Annotated in this window: 9 protein-coding genes and 3 pseudogenes; 8 read left to right on the forward strand and 4 right to left on the reverse strand. The window is 58.0% G+C overall.

The window, feature by feature from the left end:
• Nucleotides 1-125: transposase (locus tag J0F76_RS18950; RefSeq protein WP_207471907.1), on the reverse strand; the 125-nt coding region annotated here is incomplete at its 3' end.
• Nucleotides 126-520: 395 nt separating this feature from the next.
• Between J0F76_RS18950 and J0F76_RS18955 the strand changes: the two genes are divergently transcribed.
• Entirely contained in the window at nucleotides 521-700 is a 180-nt protein-coding gene (locus J0F76_RS18955) for a hypothetical protein (protein WP_207471898.1), read from the forward strand.
• A 316-nt stretch (nucleotides 701-1,016) separates the two neighbouring features.
• Here the strand turns inward: J0F76_RS18955 and J0F76_RS18960 are convergent, their stop codons facing one another.
• Nucleotides 1,017-1,922 (reverse strand): hypothetical protein, encoded by a 906-nt coding sequence (locus J0F76_RS18960; RefSeq protein ID WP_207471899.1) that lies wholly within the window; start codon nucleotides 1,920-1,922, stop codon nucleotides 1,017-1,019.
• A 232-nt stretch (nucleotides 1,923-2,154) separates the two neighbouring features.
• Here J0F76_RS18960 and J0F76_RS18965 point away from each other — a divergent pair, with 232 nt between their 5' ends.
• From J0F76_RS18965 to J0F76_RS18980, 4 genes and pseudogenes are all read left to right on the forward strand, one after another.
• Complete coding sequence (locus J0F76_RS18965; protein WP_207471900.1) at nucleotides 2,155-2,430, forward strand: hypothetical protein; 276 nt, start codon at nucleotides 2,155-2,157, stop codon at nucleotides 2,428-2,430.
• 266 nt (nucleotides 2,431-2,696) lie between these two features.
• Nucleotides 2,697-3,922, forward strand: a protein-coding gene (locus J0F76_RS18970; RefSeq protein WP_207471902.1) for an IS3 family transposase whose coding sequence is annotated in 2 segments (ribosomal slippage) — nucleotides 2,697-3,039 and nucleotides 3,039-3,922 — 1,227 coding nt in all. Because the reading frame shifts where the segments join, the coding sequence is not laid out codon by codon here.
• A 501-nt stretch (nucleotides 3,923-4,423) separates the two neighbouring features.
• Nucleotides 4,424-5,266 carry a glycosyltransferase 61 family protein gene (locus J0F76_RS18975; protein WP_278250454.1) on the forward strand — a complete coding sequence of 281 codons (843 nt, stop codon included), beginning with the start codon at nucleotides 4,424-4,426 and terminating at the stop codon, nucleotides 5,264-5,266.
• 978 nt (nucleotides 5,267-6,244) lie between these two features.
• Nucleotides 6,245-6,661, forward strand: a pseudogene (locus J0F76_RS18980) (Hsp20 family protein).
• A 139-nt stretch (nucleotides 6,662-6,800) separates the two neighbouring features.
• Here the strand turns inward: J0F76_RS18980 and J0F76_RS18985 are convergent.
• Nucleotides 6,801-7,862 (reverse strand): annotated as a pseudogene (locus tag J0F76_RS18985) (IS5 family transposase); the annotation flags it as partial.
• A gap of 251 nt (nucleotides 7,863-8,113) precedes the next feature.
• Here J0F76_RS18985 and J0F76_RS18995 point away from each other — a divergent pair.
• Complete coding sequence (locus tag J0F76_RS18995; RefSeq protein ID WP_207471904.1) at nucleotides 8,114-8,347, forward strand: hypothetical protein; 234 nt, start codon at nucleotides 8,114-8,116, stop codon at nucleotides 8,345-8,347.
• Between the two features lie 7 nt (nucleotides 8,348-8,354).
• On the opposite strand, the pseudogene J0F76_RS21050 reads toward J0F76_RS18995, so the two are convergent.
• A pseudogene (locus tag J0F76_RS21050) lies at nucleotides 8,355-8,493 on the reverse strand (IS5/IS1182 family transposase); the annotation flags it as partial.
• Nucleotides 8,494-8,629: 136 nt separating this feature from the next.
• On the opposite strand from J0F76_RS21050, the gene J0F76_RS19000 reads away from it, so the two are divergent.
• Nucleotides 8,630-9,429, forward strand: a protein-coding gene (locus J0F76_RS19000; protein ID WP_207471905.1) for an IS5 family transposase whose coding sequence is annotated in 2 segments (ribosomal slippage) — nucleotides 8,630-8,957 and nucleotides 8,957-9,429 — 801 coding nt in all. Because the reading frame shifts where the segments join, the coding sequence is not laid out codon by codon here.
• A gap of 14 nt (nucleotides 9,430-9,443) precedes the next feature.
• Nucleotides 9,444-9,651, forward strand: a 208-nt coding sequence (locus J0F76_RS19005) for a transposase (RefSeq protein WP_207471906.1), incomplete at its 3' end; no start/stop codon positions are given.

Below are 9,651 nucleotides of genomic sequence, written 5' to 3' on the forward strand. Positions count from 1 at the left end.
CCCGTGATCATGGTGGGGTGGATGTCGTACTTCTTGGCCTGTTCGGCCGTCGTCAGGTCCTCGCGAATGGCTTCCAAAGCCACCTTCGCCTTGAACTCGGCCGAATAGCGCTTTCGTTTCGTCATGCGGATCAGTCCTTCGTCAATCGCCAAAGCTTAGCGACTGGTCCGAATTCCTGCGACCACCTCTCCCTTCCTCCCGGGCAAGCTGCCCCAAGGGTATGTTGTTCGGCGGCAGCATCTTCGTCAGAACTGCTGCCTTTCGTTCCGGTGAGTAACCCAAGTCGTCGTCCTATTCCGCCCGCCATATCTATCATTTTAGATCGAGAACGGGTGACAACTCTCCTGACAGACGGGGCCCCCGGATCAACCATGAAGACTTTGCCTCAGACCGCTACCGCCGACCGGTCGGATGATCGTGGAACAGCTGGTCGGATGATCGTGGAACAGCTGGTCGGATGTTGCTGGAATAAGCGGTCGGATGCCGTGGAATACGCAGTTGCCGACAGATCGTTGCCGACTTGGTCGAGGATGACATCCTCGATCTTTCGAATTGGCAGCCCGTTGAGCCTGTGCATGTCAGGCAAGTCGGCAGCACCGTCGAGGTCACGGCAGGTCTGGAAAAGATCGTCTGCCAGAACACAACAACAGACGTCGTACGCGGTGCAATCGTAGGAGCACTCTATGAGTGGGAAAGCTGAACTTGAACCAGGCACCGATGTGGCTCGGGCTCATGGTTGCACCTGCGAACTGCCCGATCCATGATTCATATGCCGGGTATCGGCAGGAGTCCTGAGACTGAAGAGAGGGCTTAGGTTCCCTCTTCCATTTCAGACCGGAGGTTCTGCTTAGCATCTCCGCATTTTTTGCAAAGCATGAACAGATCCTGGTGCTGTTCCACGATGTCACCCTTTAAGTCGGGTGGCTCGAAGGCCCGCCCGCAATAGCCGCAGGCGCCAAAGTTACTGACGCTGTCTGCCGCGGCTATGGCATCAAATCGGATCAGTCGATCGGGGGTCACATCTGCAATCCTAACGCTTCAAGCTTCTGCTTCAGGTGCGGTACTATTTTAAGCGTCGGCTGATTGCGTGCAGCATCAATCCGCTTCTGTACTTCTGTAAGATCGCCTTGGCGCACTAGGACGTTGAGCAGTTGGCAAAATGGTTGAGACTTTGGCTTTATCGTTAAGCTTTTCTCGAACTCGGCAATAGCTGTGATTGGATCGCTTTGTGCGATGGTCTGCGCACGCTCTGCATGCCAAGTTGCCGTGCCCTCAGCTGGTGGATCGAAGCTCATAACCTGATCATGCTCGATGATGCTGATGATTAATGGCTTTAATATCAGAGCCTCCGAAAGTGTGGCTAACACAGTGTGACCGCCGTGCGGCACCTTCACGAGGCGTGCGCTGGGGTAAGCCGGAAGTACCATTTCATCGACCACTTGTGCGTCCTGTTTCCGCATCGAGTCATATATCACAACTGGGCTCTTTGACGATAAAGGCGTATCAGCCAAGTTCACGTGCGTGATTGCGAGATCGGCATATTTCTTATGCCCAAGGGGCCGCCAAGCAGGAAGCATAGGCGCACCGGCGATGATCCTGGCGTCGATACTGCCGCCATAATACAGCGCGGCATAAGCGCCGAGGCTCGATCCATAGCAGACTACATCTCGGTCTGCACAGGTGGACGCAACGGCGTCAAAGAAGGTGTCAACTGTCAAGCCCTGAAACTGCGTGCCGTGGCGCTGTGCTACATAGATCGTGTCGTAACCCAAGCCTTTGATGAAGCTCGTGCCAAATCCTTCGGCCGCGAGGTCTGAAGGCTGACCGCCGAACGTGATGACAATGCGGTCCGTCAGTGCTTCGCCGTGCTGATGGAGAGTGATCCGATAGTCGTCGTGATCCGCGAGGGTCGTGGCAGCCAATGTGATGCTCCGTCCTAAGTAGCCCTGTAGATAATCGCATAGTTGTGTTCATCAAACGAAATACAACCCGGCTGGGCTGAAAGCTGCCTGTTGCCAACTGCAGCTGACGGAAAACCTAAAGGTTACAAAGCAAGATGATCGAAAGTTCTGGCGCGAGATCGCCGGTGCGCGGGCACCGGAGATCAGGGCGCGTTCAACGCCTAGCGGATACTACAAGCAAGGCCATTACCCGATGAGCCTCGCCGATTTCATCAAGGAGGTTGGCGGCGGCCTGGCAGGCGTCGTCATCGTCGTTCAGGGCTGGTTTAACTGGATCCAGTACAAGCGCAACAGCGAGCTGCAGGACAAGATGCTGGCCATGGCCGAGACCTCGGTTCGGGAAAGCCGCGACCTGTTGACCGACACCAACAAGACGACCAGCGCCAATACCGAGATCATGCGGCGCGCCGTGCAGCTGCTCGAAGACCACCGCGACGAACGCGTGCGGCTATTGGAGGATCGGCGATGATGGGGCGGCTCATCCGACAGTTGACCGGCCACGGCCGGCGCGAGGCCATCGGGTACTACGTTCCCGATCGGGTGAACGCCCTGGTCAAAAAGTGAGGCACAGGCCGCGATACTATCAGCGCAGCCGCAGATTTCGGAAGCGTTGCCGGTGGCAATCGGCATAAATACCACCTTAAGCTGAAGAATCGTTTTTTGCAGTCTGTGCATGGGCTTGAACTGGCCCCCATTTCGACCGGACACCGGGCACAACCATGGAGGCTTAGGCATATGCCTGAGCACGTGCTTATGTCAGGGATCGAAATCATCACCGATGGCGGCCGCCGGCGCCGCTGGACCGCCGCCGAGAAGTTGCGGATCGTCGAGGAGACGCTGGACGACCGCGCCAGCATCTCGGTCGTGGCGCGGCGCAATGGCGTAGCGCCAAACCTGTTGTATCGTTGGCGGCGTCTGATGCTGGAAGGGGGAAGCGTCGCGGTGACCGAAGACGACGATGTGACCTGCAACCGCGTGGTCCGGGAGATGGAAGACCGCATTCGCGAACTTGAGCGCGCGCTTGGCCGCAAGACGCTGAAGGCGGACATCCTGCGGGAGGCTCTGGACAAGTCACGGGTAAAAAAACCGACCTTGCTCGCGCGGTCGCCACTGAAGGACGATTTCCAGTGAAGGCGGTGGCAGAGACGCTGGGTGTCGCCCGCTCCAACCTGATCGACCGGCTTCAAGGCAAAGCAAAGCCGCGGCGGCGCTACCATAAAGCGCAAGACGCGGCGTTGGTGCCGCTGATCACAGCGTTGGTGGCAGAGCGGCCGACCTATGGCTACCGTCGCATCACCGCGATCCTGAACCGCCAACTGCGGGCAGAAGGCTTGGCACCGTGCAATCACAAGCGCACCTACAGGATCATGAAAGCACTCAACCTGCTGCTGGCGCGGAAATACTCCGAACGGCCGGAGCATGTTCACGACGGCAAGGTCATCGTGATGCGATCGAACCTCCGCTGGTGCAGTGACGGCTTCGAGTTCGCTTGCTGGAACGGCGACATCGTCCGGGGCGCCTTTATCATCGATGCCCATGATCGCGACATCATCGCGTGGAAGGCTGTGATCAATGCCGGCATCAGCGGGTCCGGCATTCGCGACATCATGCTTGAAGCCGTGGAGCGACGGTTCAGGGCGCTGCGTGCGCCAGCGACAATCGTGATGCTGACCGACAACGGGCCGCCTTACATCGCCAAGGATACCCAGATCTTCGCCCGCCAGCTCGGTCTGAAACCCTGCTTTACCCCGGTGCAGAGCCCACAGAGCAATGGCATCTCAGAGGCATTCGTAAAGACGCTCAAGCGCGACTACGTCCAAGTGACGCCGCTGCGGGATGCCCAGACAGTCCTAGGATTGATCAAAAACTGGTTCGAGGATTGCAACGACAACCACCCGAACTCAGGGCTGAAGATGCGCTCGCCCCGCGAGTTCATCGCAGCTGAAACCGCAATCGCCTGAGTGTCCGGTAAAACGGGGGCAAGACCAGGGCTGGCGTTTCCTCAACTAGGCAAGAAACTACAAAGCCCACCCTTCTAGGTGGGCTTTCCTTATCTTGGGTGTGCCCTTGGCCAGAGATTCGTGGACAAGCATTGATTGCACACTTATTGGTTGCAGGCGCGGCGGTTCTGAGGTTGGCTATGGCCGATATCACGCGCCGCCTAACCCCTAAACGCTGAGCCTCCTGTGTCAGAACATCAAGCGAACTGTTATCCTCAACCCAGCGAAGGATGGTCGCGTAGTTTCAGGGTAGTGAAAAATGCTATTCTCACTCCGCCTGAAGTCTTTGGTGGGTTTCCTGTCTGCGGTGTCTATGGACCCGACGGAGACGAGCCGTTCGCGGCACATTGGCGAGAGGACAAGTTGATATCTCGACCGGTGTTAGATCCCCCTACGCCAGTCGAGCATCTTTCTGGTACCCACGTTTTCGGTGCCTTTCTATATGGTCACTTCGGACATTTTATGCTCGAAGCAACAACCAGGCTATGGATGACTGATATCGAAAAGCCGGAAAGCTACTTGTTTATGCCTCGGCGTGACGTGTTATCGGAGATTAGAGGTTGGCATAAAGAAGTATATGACATCCTGATTCCTGATATCCCCACTCGCCTTGTATCAAAGCCGGTTAGTGTAGAGACGTTAATCATTCCGGGGCAGGGATTTGGCCTAGGTACCATCGTGGAAGGTACTCCAGAATTCAGGTTCATGCTGCGAAAGCGGATTGAAGAAGTGCCGGCGGATGGTCCAGAGAAGGTATATATTTCTCGGTCAAGAAATCCAAATTTTGCCTCTGTGCTGAACGAAAATGTTCTTGAAGAAAACCTAAAGGCACAAGGCTATGCTATTCTCTACCCTGAGAAGATGACAATTCTTGAGCAGCTGTCATGGTATAAATCTGCAACTCATGTCGTGGGTACAGATTGTTCCGCACTTCACCTTTTTGGATTTGCAGCAAATCCAGACAAGAATGTTTCGATTATATTGCGCAGGAATACAAACGATTACGTTCATATTGCAAGGCAGATCAAGGCCATGATCGGCAGGTCGCCCGAAGTGATAAATTCACTAACCCACCAGTGGGTTCAAGACCTCACAAAGGATGGAAATCACAAGAGTTATGGAGAGATAGACTTTCAAGAAACGGGCTTACGGTTGAAGGAAGCCGGACTGGTGGATGATTTGAATCGCTGGCGCTGTCCTTCAGCTGAGGAACAGGAAGTCTCAGTTGAACGAAGTAACAAACGAAAAGAAAAGCCGCTGAAACGGAAAGAAGTTGGGGTTAGATTGCCTTGTGAAGCCATCTGACATCACCTTAGTAAGAAACAACAAGGCCCGCCCTGCCAGGCGGGCTTTTTTCGTTTTTGTGCATGCCATGGCATCAATGCATGACATGGACCCGCAAGCTGACCTTCCCCGAAGGTGCAGACAACGATTGGTCGTGCTGCGCGACGGATTTGTCGTCTGGCGTGTCGTCTGGGATCGGAGTCAGGTTGGCCGACTGCACTGGCGATGGGTCGTCCAGACAATGCCCACCCGCAGCGGATGGGCAGAGACCTTGGAAGAAGGTCTGGCGCGGATCCGGGAAAGCGCTTCTGACCAGTGGGGACATGAGCCTTATGGCTGGCCCTGACTGGTGAACACTACGGAAACATCGTGGGCAGGACTTGTGCGAGCCGATCTCGGATTCGGCCGTTTCGTTCGCGTAAAGTTCTGCACTGAGGCCCGTGCTCTGGGCAGCGTAGACACCTAACTCGAAGGAAAACCTACGGATTTTGGCGACCCCAACAGGACTTGAACCTGTAACCTGCCCCTTAGGAGGGGCGAAAAGAAAATAATTATCATTAAAAATCAGTATCTTAAAATAAGACAGTTCCTGTTGTTTTGTCTTAGCAACAGGGGTTTTTTCCCATATTTTTCCGCGAGAGCTGTGGTTGACTGGCGATTGTGGCTTCTGTGATGGGGATGGTTCGCTGACCGTTGTTAGGCTGCCCATAGTAACCTCCCCCCGATCCCCCTTCGTCCATAACAGTTCCCGACTGAGCAGCGTCGGTACCGCAGTCTTGCCCAACCCCCTGCCGCGCCACTTGGCTATTAAATCACGTTTTTTTGGTCTTATTCCGGTTCTTGACTGCCATCGGAGTCCAAATAAATTTTTTTGACAGCCGGCGCCCAGGATGGGTCGGCACAACCCGACTTGTAACTATATTGCTTGAAGAGGATGTGGCTATGAGAACTGCATACGACTTCACTCCCTTGTTCAGGTCCAGCATGGGTTTCGATCGTATGCTACATGCACTTGAGACCGCCATCCGCGTTGAAGCTGTCGACAACTGGCCTTCCTACGACATCGCCAAGCTCGGTGATGACGACTACCGTATCACCATGGCCGTTGCAGGCTTCCGGCTTGATGATCTGACGATCACTCAGGAGCAGCACCTGTTGCTGGTATCAGGCAAGAAGGAAGCCTAGGATAATGCCCAGTTTCTGCACCGTGGCATTTCCGGAGGGGCCTTCAAGCGGCGCTTTGAGCTGGCCGATCACGTGAAGGTCACCGGCGCCAGTCTGACCGATGGCTTGCTGACGATCGACCTCAAGCGCGAGATCCCAGAGGAGATGAAACCCCGCAAGATCGAGATCGGCGCCGCGAGTACCACGCGCAAGTCCGAGCCGAAACAGATCGAAGGGAGCAAGGCGGCCTGAACCTCCGCCAGCATGCAAAAGGCGCCGGACCTCTCGCCCGGCGCCGCTCGGCGTTAAGCAACCACGGGCAACGCCTCCTCTGAATGGCGTTTGTTGCAACCCGGCTTGGCGACCTCCGTCACAAGGTAACTTAGAACACCTAACAAAACCTTCTGATCTGGTTGAGGCAGATGAGGGCGCAGCCGGGGATCACGAAGGTCTCGTGGATGTCGGCACGTCGCTCATATCGGATGGCAAGGCGGCGAAAGCGGTTGAACCATGCCAGTGTCCGCTCGACGACCCAGCAGTGCCGGCCCAGCCTTTCGCTGCTGTCTATGCCTCGCCGGGCGATGCGGGGCGTGATCGCACGTTTCCGGCATTCGCTCCGGCAGCGGTGATGGTCGCGGGCCTTGTCGGCGTGGAGCTTGCCGGGGCGCTTGCGCGGACCCCCCCCGACCGTGGCGTGACGGTCGGCACGGCATCGAGGGTCGGTGCCAGCATCATGCTGTTGTGCCGGTTGGCCGGGCCCAGCCGCATCCCGAGCGGGGTGCCCCGGCGGTCGACCACAAGATGGCGCCTCAAACCCGGTTTGGCCCGCGATTCGTCGAGTTCGGGCCTGTCTCAGGATCCCCCTTTTCGCCGCAACGGCGCCGCTGTCGAGGGACGCGCGGCTCCAGTCCAGCTGCCCAGCCTCCGACAACTGCTCGAGCAGCACCCGATGGAGCCTAGCCCAAACGCGGGCTGCCTGCCAGTCACGCAGCCTCCGCCAGCAGGTCATGCCCGAGCAGCCGAACTCACGCGGCAGCATCTCCCAGGGAATGCCGGATCGCAGAACGAAGATGATGCCGGCCAAGGCCAGCCGATCATCGCATCGAGGGCGGCCGCCCAGGCATCGCATCCTGGCCTCCACGCGGCTGCGGGCGTGGTATCCGGTCCACCGCTTCCAGAATGCCCGACCGTGGTGACGCGTGGCGCGCAGGGCTTCGTTGCGCGCCTTGGCAGCCGGGCAGTCTTCTTTCCAAGCCCGACCGTTCCTTCGGATCGGTACGATTGCCATGCAGCCGCGTGCGATGACAGCGCCGTGGCAGCGGCGGGTATCGTAGGCGCCCTCCGCAGTCACGGTGCCGATGTCTTCGTCCTCGGGGATCTGGCTCAACAGGTCCGGCAGGACGGGGCTGTCGCCTTCCCGACTGGGGGTGAACTCGACGGCCCGTATATTCGACTGTAGGGAGGGGGCGGCGCGGTCCAGCGCAAATGCACAGGGCCAAAAGCACATTTTGTCGGGGTTATAGGGACTCCTTACGGGTCCGTGAGGCCAAATTTAGCTTGGATCCCATGCTTAAACCTACCCCTCGCCATACCGCTCTTCCCGACACCCAGATTAGTTTCGGCCGCCCACACAAAATTTCGGGTGTTGAAAATTCCGGGCTGTGCCAAGCTGTATCATGATCGGATGTTCTCTGAGGAGTTGCAATGAGCCGGACTGATGCAAGAGCTGCGGCTTGGGCCGCCGACAACGCCAAGCCCATCTCCGAACGCCGCCGCTGGATCGAGGTAAACGGGACACCTCTCGCCGATGTCCAAGTCTGGATGAATGAGAACAGCGAAGCACTCGCCGAAGAGGCCAAGCGCATCGAAGAGCGCGGTCTCCCCGGTTCTGATCTTGCCTATGACTCGGTCACGAGGCTCAGTAAAGAGAGGGATTGATCGTCCACACTTCGGCTGTTTGTCTGTCGGGGTCCCGTGAGGCGATCCGCCCGCCGAAGGATTTGAGGCAGCACTCTCGCTTTAATCCGACTTCGCACGTGATACCCGGATCAGTGTTTCCAGTTGGCACGACCAAAGCGTATAGTCCATGTCCGGTTTTGGTTCGGAAACAAACTCCTTGAATTCCATCTTTTCGCCATCAAGCTGGCGCAGCTGACGCTTTGTGAACCTTTGCCAGTCTTAGAGCGCCTAACAAAACCGCTGCTCATGCGTTGAGAGGCCATGAGCAAGCCCCTTGTATCCGATGATCTGTGGGAGGCCATTGCGCCGCTCCTGCCAAGGGAGCGGCCGAAGCCGAAGGGCGGCCGCCCTCGATGCGATGACCGGCTGGCGTTGGCCGGCATCATTTTCGTTCTGCGATCTGGCATTCCCTGGGAGATGCTGCCGCGTGAGTTTGGCTGCTCCGGCATGACCTGCTGGCGCAGGCTGCGCGACTGGCAGGCAGCCGGCGTCTGGACCAGGCTTCATCGCGTTCTTCTGGAGCGCCTCTCTGAGGCGGGACAACTGGACTGGAGCCGAGCGTCCCTTGATAGCGCCGCCGTTGCTGCGAAAAGAGGGGTGCCGAGACCGGCCCGAACCCCACGGATCGCGGCAAACCGGGCACGAAGCGCCATCTTGTGGTCGACCTGCGGGGCACCCCGCTCGGGGTGCGGCTGAGCCCGGCCAACCGGCACGACAGCATGATGCTGGCACCCGCTCTGGATGCCGTGCCAGGCGTGCGCCATGGCCCTGGCCGTCCCCGCAAGCGCCCTGACAAGCTTCATGCCGACAAGGCCTACGACCATCACCGCTGCCGGAGCGAATGCCGGAAGCGCAGGGTCACGCCCCGCATTGCCCGGCGCGGCATGGACAGCAGCGAAAGGCTGGGCCGGCACCGTTGGGTTGTCGAGCGAACGCTGGCATGGCTCAACCGCTTTCGCCGCCTCGCCATCCGCTACGAGCGACGCGCCGACATCCACGAGGCTTTCGTGATCCTCGGCTGCGCCCTCATCTGCCTAAACCAGATCAAACGGTTTTGTTAGATGTTCTTAGGCATATGCCTGAGCACGTGCTTATGTCAGGGATCGAAATCATCACCGATGGCGGCCGCCGGCGCCGCTGGACCGCCGCCGAGAAGCTGCGGATCTTCGAGGAGACGCTGGATGGCCAAACCGGTATCTCGGTCGTGGCGCGGCGCAATGGCGTAGCGCCAAACCTGTTGTATCGTTGGCGGCGTCTGATGCTGGAAGGGGGAAGCGTCGCGG

Origin of the sequence: Paracoccus fontiphilus, assembly GCF_017356265.1 — a bacterium.
Lineage (GTDB): Bacteria > Pseudomonadota > Alphaproteobacteria > Rhodobacterales > Rhodobacteraceae > Paracoccus > Paracoccus fontiphilus.

Bases quoted from the DNA above. Each gene is read 5' to 3' on its own strand.
- J0F76_RS18965 (WP_207471900.1), top strand. From the start codon at position 2,155: ATGAGCCTCGCCGATTTCATCAAGGAGGTTGGCGGCGGCCTGGCAGGC.
- J0F76_RS18975 (WP_278250454.1), top strand. From the start codon at position 4,424: ATGCTCGAAGCAACAACCAGGCTATGGATGACTGATATCGAAAAGCCG.
- J0F76_RS18995 (WP_207471904.1), top strand. From the start codon at position 8,114: ATGAGCCGGACTGATGCAAGAGCTGCGGCTTGGGCCGCCGACAACGCC.